The sequence below is a fragment of the Acinetobacter brisouioides genome, from assembly GCF_004331075.1.
Lineage (GTDB): Bacteria > Pseudomonadota > Gammaproteobacteria > Pseudomonadales > Moraxellaceae > Acinetobacter.
The window spans coordinates 139,638-164,008 of sequence record NZ_SJNX01000002.1; the positions used below are offsets into that span (position 1 = coordinate 139,638).

Here is a 24,371-nt window from a genome sequence, read left to right on the forward strand (position 1 = left end):
AAAGTGCAATTAGAATTGTTTATAACTCAACAATATGAAGATTGCTTTACACGTGCTGGTGTGGCAGAACAAATTCAACATCACTACGATGTCCATTTTTCATCAGCGACAAAGCAATCGATAATGGTGGTGCCTGTTCAAAAATCACATCATACAAGGCATTGGTAATCGGCATATAGACATCCAGTTCTTTGGCTCGAGTACGCACCTGCACAATGGTGTTAATCCCTTCGGCAGTTTGCCCAAGTTCTTCTGTCGCTTGTTGCAAGGTTTTACCTTGACCCAATGCAAAACCCACCTGATAGTTACGGCTGAGTGGGCTATTACAAGTGGCAAATAAATCCCCTACACCTGACAAACCCAAGAATGTTAAAGGGTTTGCGCCTAATTTTACGGCAAAACGACTCATTTCTGCCAATGCGCGAGTTAAAATCATACTACGAGTATTTTCACCGATTCCATGAGCAGCAGCCATTCCCATTGCAACTGCATAAATATTTTTTAATGCACCGCCCAACTCTACGCCATGCACATCATCACTGGCAAAGACGCGAAATAATGCACTATGCAAAGCTTGCTGCACTGCATAACGCACTTGTTCTGAATGGCTGGCAATCACAGTACCTGCAGGCATTCCCGCCATAATTTCTTTCGCCAAGTTTGGACCCGATAATACGCCATAAGGTACTTCAGGCAACTCTTCACGGATAATTTCACTCATAAAACTAAAGGTATTCGCCTCAATCCCTTTGGTCAATGAAATGATCGCCTGAGCGCTAATAAATGGCTTAATTTGCTGAATCACACTTCGGAAAGAATGACTTGGAATCGTCACCAAAATCAAATCACGATCACGTGCTGCATGTTCTAAATCTGCCGTAATTTGTAAACTATGTTCAAGTTCAAAATCAGGTAAATAGCGTTTATTGATATGCGTCTGGTTAATTTCCTGAGCGATATTGGCATCACGAATCCAAAGCATGGTATCACAGCCATTGCGAGCTGCAAGATTTGCCATTGCTGTTCCAAAACTACCACCACCCAGCACAGTAACGCGTAAAGCTGTTTTCTTATCCACGGGTACAGCTTCCACCAAATCGGTAAATTTCACTTCAGACATTGTATTTTCTCTATTTTTTTAAGGGGCTGACCAATAACTAACATAAGCTGCCAAATCGACTGTAGCACGAGTAGGCAAATTTTTATCGGCAGTGCCAACATAAATAATACCTGAAATTAAATCATGTGCTTGTAAACCAAGTGCAGCTTTTAACGTCACAGATTCAACCACTGCGCCTGTACGCCACATCGCGGCGAAACCTTGACTTTGCAAAGACAATAGAAAATTCTCAACTGCCGCACCAGAACTTAAAATTTGTTCATATTCAGGTACTTTAGGATGCTCAACAATCTGAGTCAGTGCCAATACCAGTATCGGCGCACGAAAAGGATGATTTTTGACACGCTCAATTTGTACTGGGTCAGTTTCAGGAAAATCCTGCTGCATCGCTTGTGCCAGTAATTCACCAAATGCTGCCCTTTGGTTATTTTCAATCACCACAAAACGAGTTGGCTTTAAACGATGATGATCAGGTGCAGTCAATGCTGCAGTAAATGCCAAATCAAGCTGCTGTTTATTTGGAGCAGGCTCAACCAGATGCCCAACAGATTGACGTTGTTGAATGTTATCATGAACCACTTTTACTATTGTATTTGCCATAAATACTGCAATCTTTTTTAATCTAAACAATGCGATTTAGATTAACACACTCTAAAAAATGAACTCTAGTTTTGCTGCAAGAAAAAACTAAGTGTTAAAGCTATCTGCAAAATAGCAGCAGAATCTGCATTTTTTATACAGATTATCACTATTGTTTCACCCTATTGTTGCTCAATATACCAACATATCAGTTTTTTGAGGTCACGCATGAAACTTTATTTACGTGTTGCCGCTTATATCGGATTGAGTACATTCTTCAGTGCATGTAACTCCAATCCACCTGCAACGCTTGCACTGCAAAAAGAAAATAATGAGTTTGAAGTGACTGGCTTAGGAAAGACCGCGGTGATTGCAAAAAATAATGCCATTATTGCTGCCAAGAAAACCTGCTCTCAACAAACTGCAATTATTCGCAGTGAAAACACCAGTTACCATGGTCTTTTCAAGAATGTAACCGATGAACAAACAGGGCAAAGTGTGGCTACTGCCGCCGAAATATTAGGTGGTATTTTAGGACATAGCTCAAACCTACAACGTGATGATGACTATCAAACCACCTTGACATTCTATTGCCAAGCCAAATAAAACATAAAAAAAGGATCACATCGGTGATCCTTTTTTTATAGATTAAGCAAAACTAGCAATAACCATCCATACGAGTCAATGGTAATTTTTGCCCAATCGCTTTTTCAATATCCGATAAATAAAATGCATCATCTTCCGACAAGAAACTGATACTCACACCTTGAGCACCCGCCCGACCTGTACGCCCAATACGATGCACATAATCGTCAGACTGTTCTGGTAGCGTAAAATTCACAACATGTGATACGCCATCAACATGAATCCCACGCCCTGCAACATCCGTCGCAATCATGATGTTATGCTGTCCATTTTTAAATTGGTCGAGCATTTTCAGGCGTTTATCCTGTGCGATTTCACCTGAAAGCATCACCACTTTATACCCATCTTTTTTCAGATGATCATATAAACGGCGCACCTGATCACGACGATTGGCGAAAATCATGACTTTTTCAATCGGCTCATGCTGCAAAACTTCCTGCAACAAACGATATTTATCCTGATTTGAAACGACGTAAACACGTTGCTCAACGTCAGCATTGGTTTTCTTTTCTGGTTCAATTTCAACGGTTACAGGATCAAATAACCATTGGCGCGCCAAATTCAACACATCATAACTAAATGTTGCAGAGAACATCAAAGTTTGACGCTGCTCTTTGCGTGGTGAATAGCGCACAATACGTTTGACAGCAGGAATAAAGCCCATATCGAGCAGGCGGTCAGCTTCATCGATCACCAAAAACTCAACCTGATCTAACCAGACTTCTTTTTGCTCTGTAAAGTCAATTAAACGTCCTGGTGTTGCCACCAAAATATCGACAAACCCTGCATCAAGCTGTTTCTTTTGTTTATCAAAATCAACGCCGCCTAGCAAAGTCACTACATTGAGTGTAGTAAATTTGATTAAATCTTTGGCATCTTGCTCAATTTGCAATGCCAGCTCACGCGTTGGCGCTAGAATCAGTGCACGTGGTTCACCACGGTAACGCTGCTCCTGAATTGGATTGTGCAACAAGTCATTAATAATACTGATTAAGAATGCTGCCGTTTTTCCTGTCCCCGTTTGCGCTCGACCAATCGCATCGTGACCTGCAAGCGTAAACTTTAAAACCTTTTCTTGAATAGGCGTCATGCTGGTAAAGCCCAACGCATCAATCGCCTGTTTTAACTGAGGATGTAAATTTAAGGTTTCGAAACCAGATGACATAAACCTGTTAATCCGTTATACGCGTAAAATAGGTGTTTATTATAAACAAAAAACGCCCCAAATGTTATGGAGCGTTTTCTTCGGCCAAGCCTAAAGAAAAATCAGTCTAATGGCTGAACTTCTTCTGCTTGAAAACCTTTTTGACCTTGTACAACGCTGAATTCAACGCGTTGACCGTCACGTAAAGAACGATGACCGTCACCCATGATTGCGCGGAAGTGAACGAATACGTCATCGCCGCTGCTACGTTGAATAAAGCCGAAACCTTTAGTGTCGTTGAACCATTTAACTACGCCTTGTTCACGTACTGTCATTAGTTAATCCTCTGTGATTAAAAAAAAGGATCACCCGGTGTTGCAAACAGTAGAGCGACAAGGTTTAAAAATAGTTATTATTTTTAAGCTTGTGATCATTCTGTAAAACTATTAACAAAATCCGGTTATATCCACATTGTCATAGGTTTCTTAGCAAAAAGCACCCTACATCCAGCCCTGAGATTAGCATGCCTTTACTAGAATTGATACAAAAATTTTTCATAAATATCGTATTTTGTCACTTCATTTTTTTTCTTACATTTAGATTGTTTTTTCCAGTGCATTTGGTCTTTTTTAGGCTTAAGCTTTTTGTTACTATTTAGGGCTTTATTGAGTTTAGAATCCAGTTTTATGACCGATCCTAATGCTACTTTCATTGAAATTGATGCGATAGGAAAACCATGCCCTATGCCATTATTGATGTTGAAACGCGCAATAAAGTCTGCACCAGCTCAACAAAAATTCTGCTTAAAAGCCTCTGACCCCAATAGTGAAATTGATATTTTACGCTATTGCCAATTACAGAAGCGACAATGCCAGATGATCAAGGTTTCAGAACACGAATTACATTACATTATTGAATAATAATGAATAATTTGTGTAAAAAATGAAAAACACTGGCATAAAAATTTACATTTTTCTACCCTTTCTACCTTAATTGTGCGCGTAAAGCAGATTAAGATGAACACATTGGTCTTTACTAGATATCCTTATAAGGAGTTTTCATGACTGACAGCAGCAATCAATTGATGCCCCTGTCATTGTCTGCACCAGGTGTAAACTTGGGTGCATACATCAGTACTGTCAATCAGATTCCTATTTTGACTGCCGAACAAGAAAAAGAGTTGGCAGAACGCTACTATTATGACCAAGATCTTGATGCAGCAAAAATGCTAGTGATGTCGCATTTGCGTTTTGTAGTCCATATTGCACGTACTTATGCAGGCTATGGTTTACCGCAAGGCGACCTGATTCAAGAAGGTAACCTTGGTTTAATGAAAGCTGTAAAACGTTTTGATCCGAATATGGGTGTGCGCTTGGTGTCTTTTGCAGTGCACTGGATCAAGGCTGAAATTCACGAATATGTGATTCGGAACTGGCGCATTGTGAAAATTGCGACCACCAAAGCGCAACGTAAATTATTCTTTAATTTACGTAGCTTAAAAAAATCCAGCAAAAAACTAACCCTTAAAGAAGCTCAAGCAATTGCTGATGACTTAAATGTCACACCAGAGCAAGTGCTAGAAATGGAAGGTCGTTTAACCGCTTATGACGCGGCTTTTGAAACGCAAAATGATGACGACGACGAAGGTTCAACTCACATTGCGCCTGCTTTGTATCTGGAAGATAGTCGTTACGACCCTGCGCGTTTGGTTGAAAATGAAGACTACGAAGAGCAAAGCACATCCGCACTACATGATGCCATGAATCAGCTGGATGACCGTTCTCGTAATATTTTACAGCGTCGCTGGCTGGATGATGATAAATCAACTTTACATGAGCTAGCTGCTGAATATAACGTATCCGCAGAACGTATTCGTCAGCTTGAAAAAAACGCCATGGAAAAAATCAAAGTTGCCATGTCATCAAACTAGCTTTTTTAAAGTAAAAACCTTATTAATCAGGCTGATTCATCAGCCTTTTTTATTGCCTGAGTTTTGGACAAATAATCGTAACCCACCTAAAAATCTATGTTATGGTATAGCGCAAAATCATGACGGAATAGCACAATGTGGCTTGCAATCTCTGCATTGAATCTTGCGATCGCAGTTCTACTCGGTGCTTTTGGTGCACATGGCTTAAAAGCTCGAGCAACCATTGACCAACTCTCTTGGTGGCATACTGCAACGGATTATTTTTTCTATCATGCTCTAGGTTTGCTGGCACTGGCTATTTTGGCAAAAGTGTCGCCGCAGTTTCCGATCAAACTGAGCTTTGTGTGCATCCAGATAGGGATTATATTCTTCTGTGGTTCGTTATATGTCATGGGTTTAGGTCTGCCACGTATTTTAGGGGCAATTACTCCAATTGGTGGAACCTTCATGATTATTGGATGGTCAGTCTTGGCATGGAATGCCATGAAATTTGCAAAATGAGGACAGCATGCAAATCTTTTTAAATGGCGTTGCAACTGAAACGTCCTGTGAAAATCTACTAGCATTGGTTCAATCTCTCACTTTAGAGAATAAACGCTTTGCAGTTGAACTCAATGAAATGATTGTGCCGAAATCAAAATTAGAGCAAACCCAAATTCAAGCACAAGACCATATTGAAATTATTCATGCCGTTGGTGGTGGTTAATAGGACATAATTATGCAAGATGCTCAATTTAAGGATTCTCCTTTAATTATTGGTTCACGTACTTTTCAGTCACGTTTATTGGTTGGCACAGGAAAGTATAAAGATCTTCATGAAACCGATTTGGCAATTCAAGCCAGTGGTGCAGAAATTGTCACGGTTGCGATTCGTCGTGTGAATATCGGTCAACATCCAGACCAACCGAATTTGCTTTCTGTGATTCCACCTGAGAAATACACGATTTTGCCGAATACCGCAGGTTGTTTCGATGCAAATAGTGCAGTCAGAACCTGTATGCTGGCACGTGAACTGCTCGACGGACACAACTTGGTTAAACTTGAAGTGTTGGGCGATGAGAAAACCTTATACCCAAATATCATGGAAACATTAAAAGCCGCACGCACTTTGATCGATGATGGCTTTGAAATCATGGTTTACACTTCAGATGACCCAATTGTAGCGCAAGAACTTGAAAGCATGGGCTGTGTCGCGATTATGCCACTAGGCAGTTTGATTGGTTCAGGTTTAGGGATTCTAAACCCACATACCATTTCAATTATTAAAGAAAATGCCAAAGTTCCAGTATTGGTCGATGCAGGTGTAGGTACTGCCAGCGATGCAGCGATTGCAATGGAATTGGGCTGCGATGGCGTGCTCATGAACACTGCGATTGCCAATGCACAACACCCGATTTTAATGGCATCTGCCATGAAAAAAGCAGTTGAAGCAGGTCGTGAAGCGTTCTTGGCTGGACGCATGCCATGCAAACGCATGGCAAATGCAAGCTCACCCGAAACAGGTTATTTCTTTAAATAACTAAATCGGTGCATGAAAAAAGCCAAGTTCAACTTGGCTTTTTTTATTACCAACGGAATTTGTCCCAGTTTTCTGGGTTCGCCCAAAACTTAGAGTTGAACCAGTCAGGAACATGCTTGTAAGTCAAAATATTAAATTGCCATAAGCTAACATTCCCCTGCTGCTGAGCTTTATCAAGCATTTGGGTTAAGCCTAAAGCACGCATCAGTTTGACATCTTGGCTTTGACACACAACCACCAAGCGCTTTGCCATGAGGTCACGCAACTTGACCAAAAGCTGTGACTTTTCAGGTTCGCCTAAATTTTGCATTTCTGGTGTATCCAGCAAAATAAAACCTAAATCGTAGCGGCGAGTAAATGGCAGACTTAAAAAATCAGATACGTTAAAATATTGCCAGTCAATTGAGTGTTGTAAGCCGTGTTGGCAAAGATCCTGTCCAATACATAATGCAGTTTCAATCGGCTGCTCCTGACATAAATCGTCTAGCATTGAAGTGATGACATTTTGTTCAGCCATAAACTGCACCTTTATCTGAGTTAGAGAGAAATTGATATGGAATTACAAGGCATTTGTCACAAAATGCATGCCGACTTAGCCAACCATAGTGTAACCGAACAGAACACTCAAAAAGCGCATGTTGAATACAGCTTTATTCTAGACCAATCTCAGATCAATTTACCCTTTACTTTAGGCCAAGAGCTTGAAATTGAATGGACTGGGCAAATTTTTTGTGTGTCTTGTGGTGCAAAAACTCCAAAATCCTACTCACAAGGTCATTGTTTTAAATGTTTTAAAACTAAAGCATCCTGTGACATGTGCATCATGAAGCCTGAAACTTGCCATTATCATCTCGGCACTTGTCGTGAAGATGAATTTGCGAAAAATGTCTGTTTTCAGCCGCATATTGTATATTTAGCCAATTCAAGTGCTTTAAAAGTCGGAATTACCCGTATTAGCCAAATGCCAACGCGCTGGCTCGATCAAGGAGCAACTCAGGCTTTACCGATTATGCAAGTCGGTTCACGACGTTTGTCAGGGCAACTTGAAATTATGTTTGGTGAGCAAGTGGCTGATAAAACCGACTGGCGTAAACTACTTAAAGGCGAAGCTGAACCGCTAGATTTAGTTGAGGTTCGCGAGCAACTGGTTGAAGAGTTTGCACCCAAAATTCAACGCATTCGTGATGAATTTAGCCAAAACTTACAATTTGATGAAGGTATTCAACTGCTTGAAAAAGAGCAAATGCGCGAATTTGTTTACCCTGTCGAGCAGTATCCCGAAAAAATCAAATCGCATAATCTCGACAAAACACCCACAATTCGCGGTGTGTTACAAGGCATCAAAGGTCAATACCTGATTTTAGATACGGGCGTGATTAACATTCGTAAATATACAGGCTACGAAATTATTATTCGAACTTAACAATTAAAATCATAAAAATAGGCAGGATTTTCCTGCCTATGCTTTAACTTTAACGCACTGCCAATAACTGCAAAATCGCATGTACAGGATCTTCAGTATCCCCTGAAATCAGTTGCTTATGCATACTTAAATGCTGCATGGCTTGTATTTGTGCCACTTCAACATTCATCAATTTTTCAATTTCGGCTGCCAGCGTTTCAGGAGTTGCCTGATCCTGCACCAATTCCTGGATGACTTTTTTTCCTGCAATAATATTGGGCAAAGAAAAATACGGAATCTTAATCATGAATTTCATGATGCGATACGTTAGCCAATGCAGCTTATAAAATGTCACCATTGGGCGGTGCAATAACATCGCTTCAAGTGTGGCGGTTCCCGAAGCCAAGGCCACAATATTACTAGCCCCCATGACCAAACGCCCAATTTTTGATTCCGTGTGCTGATTGTCGAGAACATGAATCTTGGCGCGGACAGTGTCAGGATAACTTGCCAAAATGTGCTGAATTTGTTCCAAACGCTGAGCATTAATCGCAGGAACTAAGTATTCATAATCGGGGTATTTAGCTTGCAAAATCTGTGCTGCACCAAAAATAAGTGGTGCAAGGCGCTCTACTTCTCCACGGCGACTCCCTGGCAGCAAGGCAATATATTTGGCTTGTTCAGGAAGATTAAGTGCTTGCTGAGCTTGCTGAATTGGGTTACTGAGTGGTAACTGTTTAGCAAGCGGGTGTCCCACAAAAATTGCAGGAACTTGATACTGTTGATAAAAGACTTTTTCGAATGGAAATAAACACATGACCAAATCAATATTTTGCTTAATACCAAATACACGCTTTTGTCGCCATGCCCATACAGAAGGGCTGACATATTGCACAGTTTTAATCGGAAGCTGTTTTTGTTTTAGGCGCTTAGACAAACGTAAATTAAAATCTGGGGCATCAATTCCAATAAAAATATCCACGGGATTGTTTTGCCAACGTTCAACCAAACCATCACGTACAGCAAATAATTGTTTTAGTTCTTTTAAGACTTCGACCAAACCCATGACCGCAAGGCTGTCCATCGGATAAAAACTCTGAAAGCCCTCAGCAATCATTTGTGGACCCCCAATACCCTCAAATTCGGCATCAACACCCTGCTCTTTGAAACAACGCATTAATTCAGCTCCAAGTGTATCCCCTGAAACCTCACCAACTACAATGCCGATTCTCAATTTACGTTTTTGCAAGAATGCTTTCCTTTTGGGTGTGTCATCGACAATATTATAAAAGATTTCTAGACGTTACTTCATGCTTGGTTTGAATATAAAACACTTGTTCTATGGTTATATTCCTCCAGATCACTTTCAATCATAATTTTGGCGCAAACTATACTCAAAATCGACAACAGCAAATCTAGTCCCAAAATATCGAAACTGACATCAACTCGCATCAGTATAACCTAACACGAACTTTCCATATTTTAACCATGTATACCACTCCACAATTACCAAAACTTAAAGTCGGAGCAAGCGTGCAGTGGCAAGAAAAATTAGCAATCCGATTACCAACAATGATTATGGCACGATTAAACAAGGTGCTTATGCTCTGCCGAACTTGATAGCAAGTTATAAGCTAAATGATCATGCCAGCTTCCAGTTCAATGGCAACAATCCAACAAACAAAAAGTACCTGGCAGGCCTATATCAAAGGCAAGGTTACTACGTCCCACCTGCCAATTTACGGGTGCAGTCAAGTTTAAATACCGACTCTTTTAGTCTGATTTTACCAGCATTTTAAACCCAATCAAAATGATTGGTTTTTAATTATTTTTAATTAAAAAACAATTAATTAAAAAAAAATTTTTGTTTTATACAATCTAATGCTTGACGAAAAATCCATATAAGATGTATTTTAAATACATCTTATAAAAACGTCCGAGCATTCGTTATGTTAAGCCAACATCAAATTGAACTAATTAAATCAACTGTTCCTGTTTTACGTGAAAATGGGGTTGCGCTGACCGATTATTTTTATAACCGCATGCTAACCAACAATCCGCAGTTAAAAGAAACTTTTAACATGGGACATCAACGTAGCGGCGCACAAGCAAAAGCTCTTGCTGGCGCGGTATTGGCGTATGCTGAAAACATCGAAGATCCAAGCGTCCTTGCACCTGTAGTTGAACTGATCTGTCACAAACATGTCAGTCTAAATATCCAAGCACCTGAATATGACATTGTTGGTGAAAACTTACTGCGTTCAATTAGTGAAGTGCTTAGTATTCCAATGGAACATGAACTGATTGAGGCATGGGGTCTGGCATACGGACAACTTGCAGATTTGTTTATTGCAACTGAACAGAAAATTTATCAAGAACATCAAGAAACCAAAGGTAGCTGGTTAGGCTGGCGTGATTTTGTTATCTCTAAAAAAGTCAAAGAAAGTGATGAAATTACCTCGTTCTATTTAGTTCCAAAAGATGGCGGTGCATTACCTGAATATAAAGCAGGTCAATATGTAACTGTGCGTGTACTTGTTCCTGAACTAGGCATTAAACAACCACGTCAATACAGCCTGTCAGACTGCGCTTCAGGCAACTATTTCCGTATTTCGGTGAAGCGTGAACAAGCAAAAGTTGAAGGACAAGATCCTGGTTATGTTTCTTCAACTTTACACCAGCATTTAAATGTTAATGATGTTGTGGAACTTTCTGCGCCAACAGGTAACTTCTTCTTGGTTAATCCTGAAAAAACCAATGTATTAATTAGTGCAGGTGTTGGCTTGACACCAATGGTTGCCATGTTGAATCAGTTGTTAACAGAAAATACTGATCCAAGTGCAAAAATATCATTCTGGCAAAAAATCAAAGCACAGTTTAGTCCGACAGAAGCTAAACCATCTGTTCATTTCATTCATGCAACACGTGGTTCACGAGTACATGCCATGAAAAATGCCATTCAAGGATTGGCAGAACAGCATGATAATTTAAACGTCTTTGTTGCTTATGAACATCCTGAACAACAAGATGTATTGGGACAAGACTACCATGCGAAAGGTCGCCTAGATTTATCGACACTAGACCGTAAATGGTTACCTGAAAATGCTGATTATTATTTATGTGGCCCAATGCCATTTATGCAAGTTCAAAATAAAGCATTGTTAGCACTCGGTATTCCACAGGCAAACATCCATAGTGAAGCCTTTGGTACAGGTGGCGTTGCTCTATAAATTACCTGCTATCACAAAAACCAAAAGCCATTTCTGTCTAGAGATGGCTTTTTTTATTGCAATTTTTCAAGCTGATTGATTTTGCACTCTTGAGCACAACACACAATCATATTGAGAATATTTTAATTTACTTGGTCAGATCGTATACCTTTTTGCTCGTATCGCTGGGTTGTAGTTTTCAAAAATATTTAAAACTTTCAAAAATTAATAAATTTTTTTTGGCTGAAGTATTTTAATTTATGAAGCTGCAATTGGATTTTCGAGGTAATAAATTTATATTTATGTTTGATTTTTATGATTATTTTATAAAAAAACATTTAAACGCACCTAAAAAATCATATTTTTTTGATTCAATATTTATTTATTCTTTTTTTGAATAAGCAAATCATTTTTTATGAGTACGTTTTTTCATAAAAACTCCTAATATATGCATAAATTTATATAATGGCACATGGTCATGGTTGATGCGGTTCAGTTTATTTTAGCAGGCATGCTGGTGGGTTTTTGTGTAGGGATCACAGGTGTTGGTGGTGGTTCACTCATGACTCCAATGCTGATCAGTTTATTTAAAATCGAACCACATATCGCAATTGGTACTGACCTGATCTATGCATCTATTTCCAAGTTTTGTGGTTCAATTGTCCATGCCAAAAAACTTAACGTCGTTTGGCCCATCGTTTCATGGCTGGCTCTCGGCAGTGTTCCCGCATCATTTGCCACTCATTGGGTACTTGAGCACTATTTAAGCCATTCTTCCGAATATAAAGCGGTATTAACGATGGTCTTGGGCTTTATGTTAACCCTAACTGGCATTTCCATTATTTTCCGTTCGAAAATTGAGAAATTCTTTAACCATTTCCGTAAAAAAGAAGTGCAATCTGAAGAATTAATTTTTACAGGCAAGCGCCGCATTTATGTGGTCTTTATGGGGATTGTACTGGGTGTATTCGTGACATTGTCCTCGGTTGGTGCGGGTGCATTTGGTGTTATGGCACTGATTCTGCTTTTCCCAAATCTACCTATGATTCGGATTATCGGCTCCGACGTTGCACATGCAGTATTACTGACTTTCGTTGCAGGGATTGCCCACATGAGTTCTGGCAACGTGGACTTTCATTTACTCGGCTGGTTACTAATTGGCTCAATTCCTGCAATTATTTTTGGTACGCTCATCAGCTCAAAATTGCCTGAAAAAATGATTCGTAAAATTTTAGGGATTACCCTATTCCTTCTCGGGATTAACTTTATTTTGCACCCTGTTAAAGAAAAGCCAAAAGCAAAAGCTGAAACCGCCATGTTAGTTCAGCCTGTAAGCAGCTCACAACAGCATGTCTAATGCTGTCGAGCATTAGACTAATAGACGTTTTTAATCCAAAGATTTAGCGCGACGATCATCTTTTGTTTCATAAAGCATGCTATAGTCAGACTCATCCAGATGATCCTATTTTTTAACCAGTGAAGGCAATGAATAGTTTACAGTCCCATTCTATTACCTCAGCCGATATTGATGATATCAATATCCAAAGCATCCAACCGCTTGTTACTCCAGCACAATTAAAAGAAGAACTTCCTCTTTCTGATAAAGCTTATCAGACTGTGCTCAACGGACGTGAAACGATTCGCAAGATTTTGGATGGTGAAGATAAACGCTTATTTGTCGTGATTGGCCCATGCTCAATTCACGACCCTAAAGCTGCACACGAATATGCTGAACGTCTTAAAGCACTCAGTGAAAAAGTCAAAGACACCCTATATTTGGTCATGCGTGTTTATTTTGAAAAACCGCGTACGACAATTGGCTGGAAAGGCCTGATCAATGACCCTGATATGAATGATTCATTCAATATTGAAAAAGGTCTGCGCATTGGTCGTAAACTGTTACTTGAACTCAATGAAGTCGGTTTACCATGTGCAACTGAAGCTCTTGATCCAAATTCACCACAGTATTTGCATGACCTAATTTCATGGTCAGCGATTGGTGCACGCACCACAGAAAGCCAAACTCACCGTGAAATGTCATCAGGTTTATCTTCTCCTGTCGGCTTTAAAAATGGTACTGACGGTGGCTTAACTGTAGCAACCAATGCTATGCAAGCCGTCAAACACGGACACAGCTTTCTCGGTTTAAATGAAAATGGTCAGGTTTCTGTGATTCGTACCAATGGTAACCCATATGCACACGTGGTATTGCGTGGTGGTAACGGCAAGCCAAACTACGATGCAACCTCTGTTGCAGAAGCAGAGCAGGCTTTGGCAAAAGCAAAAGTCAGCAACAAAATTATGATTGATGCTAGCCACGCCAACTCTAACAAAGACCCGTACTTACAGCCACTTGTCCTCAAAAATGTCACTGAGCAAATTATCAATGGCAACAAGTCAATTGTGGGTTTGATGGTGGAAAGCCACCTTAAAGGCGGACGTCAGGATATTCCAGAGAATCTTTGCGAGCTTGAATATGGTAAATCAGTTACCGATGGCTGTATTGATTGGGATACAACGGAAAAAACGCTGCTTGAAATGCACGATGCATTAAAAGACGTCTTACCAAACCGTTAATTGTTTTACAATACGCCATCATGATGATGGCGTTTTTTATGAATGATCACGTATGAACAGTTTAGAACAAGCGCTTAGCCAAACCACTAACTTTCAGTATATTCATGAACGCCTACTCAGTTCTGGGCAACCGACCGTTGAACAACTCAAACTGATTAAAGCGTACGGAATCAATACTGTCATTAATTTGGCTTTAAGCGATGCCAACAATGCACTTGAACATGAAGATAAGATTTGCCTTGAATTAGGGTTAAACTATATTCATCTACCGATTGACTGGGAACTGCCCGATCCTGAGCAAGCGCTTTTTGTGCTCGATACTTTAAATTTTCTATTGAAAGAACAAAATATCTGGATTCACTGCTCTAAAAATTATCGTGTTAGTGCCTTAATGTATTTATATCGTCAGTATTATATGAATGTCGATATTGAACAGGCACAGCAATGGATGCATCAAATCTGGGAACCAAATGATACTTGGACAGGTTTGATTCACAATGTTGCTTTACAGCTTCAGGGACGCAAAGCAACGCTTGAACTTCAACAAGCGCTTATGGGAACAAAAGCATTCTCGTGAATGCCCCAAGATCAGCTTGCTGCCACTAACAATACGGTGGCAGTCGCCAAAATTCCTTCCTGACGACCTGTAAAGCCCAATTTTTCAGTTGTTGTGGCTTTAATACTAATTTGCGAAACATCTACATCAAGCACATCTGCCACACTTTGACGCATATCTAGATTATATTTCGCCAATTTTGGACGTTCGCACGCAACGGTCATATCTGCATTACCCAACACATAACCACGATCTAAAATCAGTCGATAAACATGATGTAACAACTTACGGCTGTCTGCACCCTTAAACTCTGGGTCTGTATCTGGAAAATGCTGCCCAATATCACCCAGCGCCAATGCACCCAGTAAAGCATCACACAATGCATGCAACACTACATCGCCATCTGAATGTGCTTTTAAACCTTGTGTATGTGGAATCTGAATTCCTGCCAAGGTGACAAACTCACCTTCTTCAAAAGCATGTACATCCATGCCTTGTCCAATTCGAATTTTTGTAACCACTGTAAACATCCTTTATCAAGACTTGTGTTTGTTATTGCTGATTCGCTATAGTTAGCGCTAGCATCATCTCGTCAAAGTATAAGCGATCATGTCGTTGAATTTTTATCTTTATACCAATAAAGCATTTGGCTGTATGGTTTTGCTCAGCGTATTAGCATGCTCTTCGAGCTATGCCTATCAGCCCTTATGTAGCAATCAATCACATCCAAACTACTGTAAAACACAATATAAAACTCAAGTTGACCAGATCAATAAGCTGTACTTTACCTCAAATCTGGTCACCAATGCGCCATTACGCTTATTACAAGATACTCAGCATATGTGGCATTCCCGTTTAAAACAGTGCAAAAGTAAAAACTGTTTTGAACAGCAATTTAATCTACGCGCTGAAGACTTAAATGCCTATAGCGCCTTAAACCAAAGCCTCACTCAGCATTTTATTAAATACCATCATGGGAAAATTGCTCAGCCACAGACCTATTTGCAAATTCATCAACTTGATCAGAATAAAATGAAAATTGAAGGCTGGATGTATCGAAATCCCAATGCCAGCCTCGATAAGCTCAGTTTTGCTTTTCTCGCGTACTTAAACAATACAGACAAAACCAAAGTCACCAACAATGAAACCACCTGTCAGTATCAATTTAATTACCAGAAAACATTATTAGTGGTTACCAGTACCAATCATGTGGCAAAACAGAATTGCCAACGCTTTACTGGTATTTATCGCCTTTATGATTAATTCCGAGAATAGGAAAAGTATTTTTCTATTTTTGTTGAGCAGTCAATATGAGCTCAGCTAAGTGCAGATCTTCAGGATAAGTAATTTTAATATTATCAGAACGCCCTTGCACCACAATGACGGGCTGCCCAGCAAACTCAAGCGCGCTGGCTTCATCAGTAATACTAATTTCTGCTGCCAATGCCTGCTCTATAGCTGCTTTTAATACAGAAAACCGAGCAATCTGTGGTGTCTGTGCTTGCCAAAGTGCATCACGACTCACGGTGGTTTCAATCTGCTGCTGATCGGCAACACGCTTTAAGGTATCACGTACAGGGGTCGCTAAAATAGCACTACAAGCCTGTTGCTGCGCTTGTTCAACCAAATCCTGTAAAGACTCTAGTGTAATACACGGACGCGCTGCATCATGTACCAACACGTAGTCATCATCGGCTGCAAATGCTTGCAAATACTGTAAAGCATTCAGCACCGAATCAACACGTTCGCGCCCACCTTCACAAAAATGCGCACGTTCAGGACAAGCGAGCGGTAACTGTTTGGCAAATTGATCTTGTGGATTGATCGCAAGCACATAACCTGCTAAAGGAAGTTGATTCAACCGTGCCACACTATGTTCCAATACGGTCTGATCTAAAATTTTTTGATATTGTTTTAATTCGGTGGGTGAAAATCTGCGGCCTGAGCCCGCAGCGGGAATAATAGCCCAAAGTTTAGTGCATGTCTGGGCTGTCTTCATCTTCATTGGTACCTAAATCTTTCTGTTTATTTGGGTCAACATACGTCGATTGATACTGTGTGCTAATCGTGCTCATTTGTACAAAGGTTTCATGTGGTTTAATTAACCCCAAGTCCAAACGCGCATGTTCTTCTATGGCTTCCGCACCATTTTTCAAATCATAAACCTCTGCACCCAAGATACGATTACGTTCTTTGAGTTCTTGGTTCACTTCAGTCTGTTGCTGGATTTGTTGCATGAGTTTTTTATGATCATAATAACCATCCTCACCAAACCAGAACATATATTGACACCCTGCGACCAAAACGATCGCAAGGCACAATATGATACGACTTGAAAAAGAGTTAAAGGTCTCTTTCCAAAACATCAACATAAAGCTTAGTTCAAACCTTTAAATTCAGCTTTACCGCGATAAATCGCTTGAGTCAATTCTTCAATACGAAGTAATTGATTGTATTTTGACACACGGTCAGAACGGCAAAGTGAACCAGTTTTGATTTGACCTGCCGCAGTACCTACAGCCAAGTCAGCAATAGTCGAATCTTCTGTTTCACCTGAACGATGTGAAATAACAGTGCTGTAACCATTGGCTTTTGCAAGGTAAATTGCATCTAGAGTTTCAGTCAAAGTACCAATCTGGTTGTACTTGATCAAAATTGAGTTCGCAACGTGCTGGTCAATACCACGTTGTAAAATCTTCGGATTGGTTACGAACAAGTCATCACCAACCAACTGTATTTTGTCACCCAAGATAGAAGTCAAGTAAGCCCAACCTTCCCAGTCAGATTCGTCTAAACCATCTTCAATTGAGATAATTGGATATTGTTTAGCCAAGCCAGCAAGGTAATCGGCAAACTGGTTGCTTGTAAATGATTTGTTGCCTTCACCTGCAAGGATGTACTGGCCATCTTTGTAGAATTCTGAAGCTGCACAGTCCAACGCCAACATAATGTCAGAGCCAGCTTTATAACCTGTTTGTTCAATCGCTTGAAGAATCACAGTAATCGCTTCTTCGTTTGAACGAAGGTTTGGTGCAAAACCACCTTCATCACCTACAGCAGTGTTCAAGCCTTGCTTTTTCAATACAGATTTCAACGCATGAAAGATTTCTGCACCAGCACGCAAGCTTTCAGCAAATGATGTAAAGCCAACAGGCTCAATCATAAATTCTTGAATATCAACTGTATTATCTGCATGTGCGCCACCATTTAAGATGTTCATCATTGGCACAGGCATAGACAAAGTGGTTTGACCACGTAAGTTTGCGATATATTGGAACAATGGAAGTTTTTGTTCAGTTGCTGCTGCGCGTGCTGCTGCTAGAGATACAGCCAATGTTGCATTCGCACCCAATTTTGCTTTGTTTTCAGTGCCATCAAGCGTAATCATTTGCTCATCAAGTGATTTTTGCTCAAATGCGCTTTGACCAACAAGCAAATTACGAATATCGCTATTCACATTTTGTACTGCGGTACGTACACCTTTACCCAAGTAACGTGATTTATCGCCATCACGAAGTTCAAGCGCTTCACGAGAACCTGTTGAAGCACCTGATGGTGCACATGCACGACCCACAACCCCAGAGTCTAAAATAACATCTGCTTCGATGGTTGGGTTACCACGAGAGTCCAAAATTTCGCGTGCACGAATGTCAACGATTTGACTCATGAACAATTCCTCTGTTAATTAATAAGCTAATGCTATTCTTGGCATTAGTGTGTGTCTAATTTTTCAAATCCTTTGACCAACGTATCCAGTTCCTTGAGCTGAGCCAAGAACGGTTCGAGTTGGGACAAACGCAACGCACATGGGCCGTCACATTTTGCTTCATCTGGATTTGGATGAGCTTCTAAAAATAAACCTGCTAGCCCTGTTGCCATACCTGCACGTGCAAGTGTGGTAATTTGAGCACGGCGACCACCTGCTGAGTCTGCTCGCCCACCTGGTGTCTGTAATGCGTGAGTCACATCAAAGAACACAGGAACATTCATGGCTTTCATGGTATCGAAGCCAAGCATGTCAACCACAAGGTTGTTATAACCAAATGCAGAACCACGTTCACACAAAATCAATTTGTCATTGCCCGCTTCCAGACATTTATTCAAGATATGACGCATTTCATGTGGCGCTAAAAACTGTGCTTTTTTAATGTTAATAATGGCATTGGTTTTTGCCATTGCTTCAACAAGGTCAGTTTGACGGCTTAAAAAAGCAGGAAGCTGAATAATGTCCGCAACCTCAGCCACAGCTGCTGCCTGATATGGCTCATGCACATCGGTAATGATTGGCACATTAAACTGTTTCTTAATGTCAGCCAGCCATTCGAGGCCTTTTTCTAAACCAGGACCACGAAACGAATACAAACTCGAACGATTGGCTTTATCAAAACTGGCTTTAAAGACATATGGAATGTCTAAACGCTTACAAATATCGATATACGTTTCTGCGATCTCAAATGCAAGATCTTTAGACTCTAGTACATTCATGCCGCCGAATAGTACAAATGGCAAATGATTTGCCATTTGTATATCGCCTAAACGTACAATCTCTTGTGGTTTTAATTGTGACATTTAAACTTTCCAAAACTGGAGTAATTTAGTTTTTGCTTTTTTGATACTGTTGTTTCGCGGCATCAATAAAGCTGGCAAATAATGGATGTCCATCACGTGGCGAGCTGGTAAATTCTGGATGGAACTGCACCGCAATAAACCAAGGATGAGCAGGAATCTCTACCGTTTCAACCAAATGCTGTGCTGTTGAATAACCAGAAATTTTCATACCCGCTGTTTCAAGTGGTGCAATGAAACGGTCATTCATTTCGTAGCGGTGACGGTGGCGCTCAGTAATCTCAGCTTTACCATACACTTCACGAGTTTTAGTTCCAGCAACCAATTCAGATTTTTGCGCACCTAAACGCATCGTGCCGCCCAAATCAGACTCAACACTACGTTGTTGCAGCTCGCCGCGCTCATCTAACCATTCGGTAATTAAACCAATCAATGGATATTTTGTAGAACGATTGAATTCGGTTGAAGTTGCTTCAGGTAAACCTGCAACATGACGCGCATATTCGATCACAGCAAGCTGCATACCCAAGCAAATTCCCAAGAATGGAATTTGGTTTTCACGAGCATACTGAATCGCTTTCATTTTGCCTTCAGTACCACGTTCACCAAAACCACCAGGAACCAAAATGGCATCGGCATCTTTCAGTTCAGCAGCAACATCTTTCGATTCAAGTGCTTCTGCATCAACATAGTCGATTTGCACTTTCACGCGGTTTTGAATGCCTGCATGCAGCAATGCTTCATTGACAGATTTATAAGCATCTGGCAGTTCAACATATTTACCCACCATCGCGACACGTACAGTGTACTCTGGGTTAAACAATGCTTCACACACTTGATCCCAATCGGTCAAATCTGCTTCTGGCAAATCATTGTAACCAAAACGCTCACAAATCAAATCATCAACGTTTTGCTCATAGAAATTACGCGGAATCTGATAAATGGTTTTGGCGTCTTTACATACCACAACTGCACGTGCTTCTACATTGGTAAATAGCGCAATTTTGCGTTTGGTGTCTGCATCGACATCATGTTCAGTACGACAGATCAAAATGTCTGGCTGAATACCAATTGAAAGCAATTCTTTTACAGAGTGCTGAGTTGGTTTGGTTTTTAATTCAGCAGCAGATTTGATGTATGGCAACAACGTCAGATGCATGAGCATGCTGCGTTTGTGTCCTAGTTCAACCAACAACTGACGAACAGACTCCATAAATGGAAGTGACTCGATATCCCCAACTGTACCACCGATTTCAACGATAGCCACATCGTAGCCTTCGCCTGCACGAAGTACACGTTCTTTAATATTGTCCGTAATATGTGGGATAACCTGTACCGTACCGCCAAGATAATCACCACGACGTTCTTTGTTAAGGACGTCTTGATACACTCGACCACTGGTAAAGTTATTGAGTTTGGTCATTTTCGCACGACGTAAGAAACGTTCGTAATAACCCAAGTCTAAGTCTGTTTCGGCACCATCTTCAGTTACGAAGACTTCACCGTGTTGGAAAGGACTCATTGTCCCTGGATCGACATTAATATATGGATCCATTTTCACCATGGTTACTTTTAAACCACGAGCTTCTAAAAGTGCAGCAACTGAAGCGGCTGAAATACCTTTACCTAGTGATGATACCACACCACCAGTAACGAAAATAAAATGGGTCATTCGGTTTCTCGTACAATCAAGCCTAAATCGGCATGCAATGCTGGGCAATTTTACTTTACTCTGGCCCTATAAAGCAAAGTCATTCCACAGGTATTCACATAACAAATTACAATCGTCTATTTTACCATCAAATTCGATGCAATATGGTGACATATCTGTACATTTGCAATCGAATTTTTATTGCTATAATGTCGTATCTTTGTTTAAGCCAATTTTGTTACGTGATGAATAAGAAATTTATTATCTGTGGTGCAATCGCAGCGGGTTTACTCCTTGCGGCATGTTCGTCTAAAAAAGAAGAAGCACATTCAGATGAGCAGCAAGCTCAATCCGAGCAAGCGAACAATCCTGCTTCAGAGCAATTCCATTCAATTAATGAAAACAGCAATACGCCTGCTTCAGATGTTGCAACACCTGCACCGCCAGCCAAAAAAGTTGTGAAAATTCAGCGTGAAGAAACTGAAAACACATCAACAGAAATTCGTAGCGAAGTGAAAGATGCCGATACAGCAGCACCAGCAACAAATAGTTCAACCAGTTCAACAACTGGCGCTACGACAGGTTCAAGCAATAACTACAGCACAAGCAACAGCCAAGTTGTGACTGAGAAAAAACCAGAATCCAGCAAAAAAGCGCGTTTGAGCGAAGATGATGCTGTTGCCGCTGCAATTGCTGCAGCCAAACCTGCACTCAGTAACTAATTCATCTGAATCATAAAAAACCAGCATTCTTGCTGGTTTTTTATTACAGGGGCATTTAAATTGTGGCGGCTAATTCCGCACCTTGTCGAATCGCACGTTTGGCATCGAGTTCACCAGCCTCTTTTGCCCCACCAATCAAATGTACCGATTTACCTTGTACAAGCAATTCATCATACATTGCGGTATACGATTGCTGCCCTGCACAAATCACAACATGGTCAACTTCCAGTAATTTATGCTGTTCATTCACAATAATATGTAAACCTTGATCATCAATTTTTTCGTAACTGACTCCAGATAACATATGCACATTACGGTGTTTTAAACCCATACGGTGAATCCAGCCTGTGGTTTTCCCCAACTGTGCACCAACCACACTATTTTTTCGCTGCAACAAAAATACCTCTCGGGCAGCTGATTCAGGGCGAGCGGCTTTTAGACCACCTGTATGTTCATAGGTTGGATCAATGCCCCATTCATCATAAAATTTTTCGGGCACAATACTGGCACTGGTTCCTGACTGGGTTAAAAATTCTGCGGTATCGAAACCAATGCCCCCTGCGCCAATAATTGCAACACGCTGCCCAACAGGTTGACGTTGCTTTAACACTTGCAGATAACTCAGCACTTTAGGATGATCAATACCTTGTATATCAAGCTGTCTTGGTGTTACACCTGTCGCTACAACGATCTCATCATAATTTGCCTGTAACAGTGTTTCACTGCTCACCCGATGACTCAGATTTATATTAATCTGTGTGGCATATAGTTCAATTTGACGTTGAAAATAGCGCAGCGTTTCATAAAATTCTTCTTTACCTGGAATGGTTTTGGCAATATTAAACTGCCCACCAATTTTATCGTCGGCATCAAAAAGATCAATCTGATGCCCACGCTGCGCTGCATAAATAGCAAAACTTAAGCCCGCTGGTCCTGCTCCAATCACGGCGATCCGTTTTTTTTGAGTAGCTTCTTTAAAAATCAGTTCAGTTTCATAGCACGCGCGCGGATTGACCAAGCAAGACGCTATTTTCATAGAAAAAATTTGGTCTAGGCACGCCTGATTGCAGGCAATACAGGTATTGATTTCATCTGAACGACCTTCACTGGCTTTCAATACAAACTCAGGGTCAGCGAGCATCGGGCGCGCCATAGACACCATATCGGCATGTCCAGAAGCCAACACATGTTCTGCCATTTCAGGAGTATTGATACGGTTGGATGTAATCAGTGGAATATTCACCTGACCTTTGAGCTTTTGCGTTACCCAGGTAAATGCAGCACGCGGCACTTTGGTGGCAATAGTAGGAATTCGCGCTTCATGCCAGCCAATGCCTGTATTTAGAATAGTTGCACCTGCCTGCTCAATTTTTTTCGCAAGGTCAATCACTTCAGCGAGGTTCGAACCGCCTTCGACCAAATCCAGCATCGACAACCGATAAATAATAATAAATTGCTCGCCAACCGCCTCACGGGTACGGCGCACAATTTCTATCGCAAGGCGAATACGGTTTTCATAAGTGCCACCCCATTCATCATCGCGGTGGTTGGTACGCGCCGCAATAAACTCATTAATAAGATAGCCTTCCGAACCCATGATTTCCACACCGTCATAACCTGCATACTGTGCAAGCTCAGCACAATGTACAAAGTCTGTAATGGTCTGTTCAATTTCGTTTACACTTAATGCATGTGGTTTTACAGGGTTAATCGGGGCTTGTATGGGTGAAGGTGCGACAATATTGGGCTGATAAGAATAACGCCCCGTATGTAAAATCTGCATAGCAATTTTGCCACCTGCTTCATGCACCGCTTGGGTAATTTGCCGATGTTTCTCGGCTTCTTCACGCGTGTCGAGCTTTGAGCCATCTAAAAAGGTCACGCCTGCGGCATTGGGAGCAATACCACCTGTCACAATCAGCCCCACGCCGCCACGGGCACGCTCAGCATAAAAGGCGGCCATGCGGGCGTAGCCTTGTGGTGCTTCTTCTAATCCCACGTGCATTGAACCCATCAATACGCGGTTTTTTAATGTAGTAAAACCCAAATCTAAAGGGGCAAGTAAATGAGGATAAGTCGACATTTCGAACTCCTGCGAGCATCATGCTGGCGTTATTATGCAATTTGTTGCATTTAGTTATAGTCAAGTTTCTTTTTCAATGCAACTTGTTGCATAATCTATTCAGTCATTTTTTGTTTATCTTGTCACGATTATGTCACTTGCCCATGTTTTATTGACCAGTTTACTAGAAAAGCCCAGTACAGGTTTTGAATTGGCACGACGCTTTGATCGCTCCATGGGCTACTTTTGGAGTGCCACTCATCAACAGATTTATCGGGAACTGGGACACATGCTCAGTAAAGGCTGGATTTCGACCTTAGATGAAGCACATTCTTCCCGAAAAAAGATTTATCAAGTTGAACAACTTGGGCGAATGGAACTGGCAGAATGGTTAAGCAAGCAAAGCCCACCTGCCCAGCTCCGTGAAGATTTGATGGTGCGTCTACGTGCAGAAGCGCAGCTTGGGGGTAATTTGGTATTACCAGAATTGCAACGTCATTTACAGCTACATCAAGATACGTTGCAAACTTACCAAATGATTTATCAAAAAGATTTTGCAGATGAGCAGCCTTTACAACGTACCCTATATATTCACAAAATGATTCTAGAATTGGGCATACAACTTGAGCTGGAATGGATTAAATGGTTACAACAACTTATTCCAGTCTTAGAAACATTACAAGATTAAG

At 40.9% G+C, this 24,371-nt stretch carries 28 protein-coding genes; 15 read left to right on the forward strand and 13 right to left on the reverse strand.

The window, feature by feature from the left end:
• Positions 1 to 46: 46 nt before the first annotated feature.
• Both E0H77_RS03525 and E0H77_RS03530 read right to left on the reverse strand, forming a co-directional pair.
• Complete coding sequence (locus E0H77_RS03525; RefSeq protein ID WP_131375047.1) at positions 47 to 1,120, reverse strand: NAD(P)H-dependent glycerol-3-phosphate dehydrogenase; 1,074 nt, start codon at positions 1,118 to 1,120, stop codon at positions 47 to 49.
• A gap of 18 nt (positions 1,121 to 1,138) precedes the next feature.
• Entirely contained in the window at positions 1,139 to 1,720 is a 582-nt protein-coding gene (locus E0H77_RS03530) for a nitroreductase family protein (RefSeq protein ID WP_131375049.1), read from the reverse strand.
• A gap of 207 nt (positions 1,721 to 1,927) precedes the next feature.
• Between E0H77_RS03530 and E0H77_RS03535 the strand changes: the two genes are divergently transcribed.
• Positions 1,928 to 2,305, forward strand: coding sequence for a hypothetical protein (locus E0H77_RS03535; RefSeq protein ID WP_131375051.1), 378 nt, complete (start codon positions 1,928 to 1,930; stop codon positions 2,303 to 2,305).
• Between the two features lie 52 nt (positions 2,306 to 2,357).
• Here E0H77_RS03535 and rhlB read toward each other — a convergent pair whose 3' ends face one another.
• Together rhlB and E0H77_RS03545 are read right to left on the reverse strand one after the other, a co-directional pair.
• The gene (gene rhlB, locus E0H77_RS03540) at positions 2,358 to 3,509 is read right to left on the reverse strand and encodes an ATP-dependent RNA helicase RhlB (protein WP_131313301.1); all 1,152 of its coding nucleotides are present in this window, start codon (positions 3,507 to 3,509) and stop codon (positions 2,358 to 2,360) included.
• 101 nt (positions 3,510 to 3,610) lie between these two features.
• Entirely contained in the window at positions 3,611 to 3,823 is a 213-nt protein-coding gene (locus tag E0H77_RS03545) for a cold-shock protein (protein WP_004751565.1), read from the reverse strand.
• A 351-nt stretch (positions 3,824 to 4,174) separates the two neighbouring features.
• Here E0H77_RS03545 and E0H77_RS03550 point away from each other — a divergent pair, with 351 nt between their 5' ends.
• The 5 genes from E0H77_RS03550 to E0H77_RS03570 all read left to right on the forward strand — a co-directional run bounded on the left by E0H77_RS03550 (position 4,175) and on the right by E0H77_RS03570 (position 6,937).
• Positions 4,175 to 4,408, forward strand: coding sequence for a sulfurtransferase TusA family protein (locus E0H77_RS03550; protein WP_131375053.1), 234 nt, complete (start codon positions 4,175 to 4,177; stop codon positions 4,406 to 4,408).
• A gap of 140 nt (positions 4,409 to 4,548) precedes the next feature.
• Positions 4,549 to 5,418, forward strand: coding sequence for an RNA polymerase sigma factor RpoH (gene rpoH, locus E0H77_RS03555; RefSeq protein WP_131375064.1), 870 nt, complete (start codon positions 4,549 to 4,551; stop codon positions 5,416 to 5,418).
• Positions 5,419 to 5,553: 135 nt separating this feature from the next.
• Positions 5,554 to 5,919: a DUF423 domain-containing protein gene (locus tag E0H77_RS03560; protein ID WP_131375066.1), complete on the forward strand. Its 366-nt coding sequence runs from the start codon at positions 5,554 to 5,556 to the stop codon at positions 5,917 to 5,919.
• A gap of 7 nt (positions 5,920 to 5,926) precedes the next feature.
• The gene (thiS, locus tag E0H77_RS03565; RefSeq protein WP_131375068.1) at positions 5,927 to 6,124 is read left to right on the forward strand and encodes a sulfur carrier protein ThiS; all 198 of its coding nucleotides are present in this window, start codon (positions 5,927 to 5,929) and stop codon (positions 6,122 to 6,124) included.
• Between the two features lie 12 nt (positions 6,125 to 6,136).
• The gene (locus E0H77_RS03570) at positions 6,137 to 6,937 is read left to right on the forward strand and encodes a thiazole synthase (RefSeq protein WP_131375070.1); all 801 of its coding nucleotides are present in this window, start codon (positions 6,137 to 6,139) and stop codon (positions 6,935 to 6,937) included.
• A gap of 46 nt (positions 6,938 to 6,983) precedes the next feature.
• Here the strand turns inward: E0H77_RS03570 and E0H77_RS03575 are convergent, their stop codons facing one another.
• A complete protein-coding gene (locus tag E0H77_RS03575) occupies positions 6,984 to 7,454 on the reverse strand; it encodes a DUF6231 family protein (protein ID WP_131375072.1) in 471 nt (156 codons plus the stop codon).
• Positions 7,455 to 7,490: 36 nt separating this feature from the next.
• Here E0H77_RS03575 and E0H77_RS03580 point away from each other — a divergent pair, with 36 nt between their 5' ends.
• The gene (locus E0H77_RS03580) at positions 7,491 to 8,360 is read left to right on the forward strand and encodes a DUF2797 domain-containing protein (RefSeq protein WP_131313305.1); all 870 of its coding nucleotides are present in this window, start codon (positions 7,491 to 7,493) and stop codon (positions 8,358 to 8,360) included.
• 49 nt (positions 8,361 to 8,409) lie between these two features.
• Here the strand turns inward: E0H77_RS03580 and lpxB are convergent, their stop codons facing one another.
• Complete coding sequence (gene lpxB, locus E0H77_RS03585; RefSeq protein ID WP_131375074.1) at positions 8,410 to 9,588, reverse strand: lipid-A-disaccharide synthase; 1,179 nt, start codon at positions 9,586 to 9,588, stop codon at positions 8,410 to 8,412.
• A 289-nt stretch (positions 9,589 to 9,877) separates the two neighbouring features.
• Between lpxB and E0H77_RS03590 the strand changes: the two genes are divergently transcribed.
• The 5 genes from E0H77_RS03590 (at position 9,878) to E0H77_RS03610 (ending at position 14,702) form a co-directional block, all read left to right on the forward strand.
• Positions 9,878 to 10,138: a TonB-dependent receptor gene (locus E0H77_RS03590; protein WP_228258286.1), complete on the forward strand. Its 261-nt coding sequence runs from the start codon at positions 9,878 to 9,880 to the stop codon at positions 10,136 to 10,138.
• A 243-nt stretch (positions 10,139 to 10,381) separates the two neighbouring features.
• Entirely contained in the window at positions 10,382 to 11,569 is a 1,188-nt protein-coding gene (locus E0H77_RS03595; protein ID WP_416240504.1) for a globin domain-containing protein, read from the forward strand.
• Positions 11,570 to 12,026: 457 nt separating this feature from the next.
• Entirely contained in the window at positions 12,027 to 12,905 is an 879-nt protein-coding gene (locus tag E0H77_RS03600; RefSeq protein ID WP_131375082.1) for a sulfite exporter TauE/SafE family protein, read from the forward strand.
• Between the two features lie 128 nt (positions 12,906 to 13,033).
• Positions 13,034 to 14,125, forward strand: coding sequence for a 3-deoxy-7-phosphoheptulonate synthase (locus E0H77_RS03605; RefSeq protein ID WP_131375084.1), 1,092 nt, complete (start codon positions 13,034 to 13,036; stop codon positions 14,123 to 14,125).
• Between the two features lie 52 nt (positions 14,126 to 14,177).
• Entirely contained in the window at positions 14,178 to 14,702 is a 525-nt protein-coding gene (locus tag E0H77_RS03610; protein ID WP_131375087.1) for a protein tyrosine phosphatase family protein, read from the forward strand.
• Between the two features lie 11 nt (positions 14,703 to 14,713).
• Here E0H77_RS03610 and ispF read toward each other — a convergent pair whose 3' ends face one another.
• Entirely contained in the window at positions 14,714 to 15,202 is a 489-nt protein-coding gene (gene ispF / locus E0H77_RS03615) for a 2-C-methyl-D-erythritol 2,4-cyclodiphosphate synthase (RefSeq protein ID WP_131375089.1), read from the reverse strand.
• 88 nt (positions 15,203 to 15,290) lie between these two features.
• Between ispF and E0H77_RS03620 the strand changes: the two genes are divergently transcribed.
• The gene (locus tag E0H77_RS03620) at positions 15,291 to 15,944 is read left to right on the forward strand and encodes an A1S_1983 family putative colistin resistance protein (RefSeq protein WP_131375091.1); all 654 of its coding nucleotides are present in this window, start codon (positions 15,291 to 15,293) and stop codon (positions 15,942 to 15,944) included.
• Between the two features lie 25 nt (positions 15,945 to 15,969).
• On the opposite strand, the gene ispD is transcribed toward E0H77_RS03620, so the two are convergent.
• The 5 genes from ispD to pyrG are packed head-to-tail and all read right to left on the reverse strand — an operon-like array spanning position 15,970 to position 20,919.
• Entirely contained in the window at positions 15,970 to 16,686 is a 717-nt protein-coding gene (gene ispD, locus E0H77_RS03625; protein ID WP_131375092.1) for a 2-C-methyl-D-erythritol 4-phosphate cytidylyltransferase, read from the reverse strand.
• Positions 16,655 to 17,047, reverse strand: a complete 393-nt coding sequence (gene ftsB / locus E0H77_RS03630; protein WP_035365337.1) for a cell division protein FtsB — start codon at positions 17,045 to 17,047, stop codon at positions 16,655 to 16,657. Before ftsB ends, ispD begins: the two co-directional genes overlap by 32 nt.
• A gap of 11 nt (positions 17,048 to 17,058) precedes the next feature.
• Positions 17,059 to 18,348, reverse strand: a complete 1,290-nt coding sequence (gene eno / locus E0H77_RS03635) for a phosphopyruvate hydratase (RefSeq protein ID WP_131375094.1) — start codon at positions 18,346 to 18,348, stop codon at positions 17,059 to 17,061.
• A gap of 44 nt (positions 18,349 to 18,392) precedes the next feature.
• Positions 18,393 to 19,250: a 3-deoxy-8-phosphooctulonate synthase gene (kdsA, locus tag E0H77_RS03640; protein ID WP_045792872.1), complete on the reverse strand. Its 858-nt coding sequence runs from the start codon at positions 19,248 to 19,250 to the stop codon at positions 18,393 to 18,395.
• A gap of 25 nt (positions 19,251 to 19,275) precedes the next feature.
• Positions 19,276 to 20,919 (reverse strand): CTP synthase, encoded by a 1,644-nt coding sequence (gene pyrG / locus E0H77_RS03645; RefSeq protein ID WP_131313314.1) that lies wholly within the window; start codon positions 20,917 to 20,919, stop codon positions 19,276 to 19,278.
• Between the two features lie 224 nt (positions 20,920 to 21,143).
• Between pyrG and E0H77_RS03650 the strand changes: the two genes are divergently transcribed.
• Positions 21,144 to 21,620 (forward strand): hypothetical protein, encoded by a 477-nt coding sequence (locus E0H77_RS03650; protein WP_228258287.1) that lies wholly within the window; start codon positions 21,144 to 21,146, stop codon positions 21,618 to 21,620.
• A 55-nt stretch (positions 21,621 to 21,675) separates the two neighbouring features.
• Here the strand turns inward: E0H77_RS03650 and E0H77_RS03655 are convergent, their stop codons facing one another.
• Positions 21,676 to 23,703, reverse strand: coding sequence for an NADPH-dependent 2,4-dienoyl-CoA reductase (locus E0H77_RS03655; RefSeq protein WP_131375098.1), 2,028 nt, complete (start codon positions 23,701 to 23,703; stop codon positions 21,676 to 21,678).
• 130 nt (positions 23,704 to 23,833) lie between these two features.
• On the opposite strand from E0H77_RS03655, the gene E0H77_RS03660 reads away from it, so the two are divergent.
• On the forward strand, positions 23,834 to 24,370 hold the full coding sequence (locus E0H77_RS03660) for a PadR family transcriptional regulator (RefSeq protein ID WP_131375100.1): 537 nt from the start codon (positions 23,834 to 23,836) through the stop codon (positions 24,368 to 24,370).
• Position 24,371 lies beyond the last annotated feature (1 nt).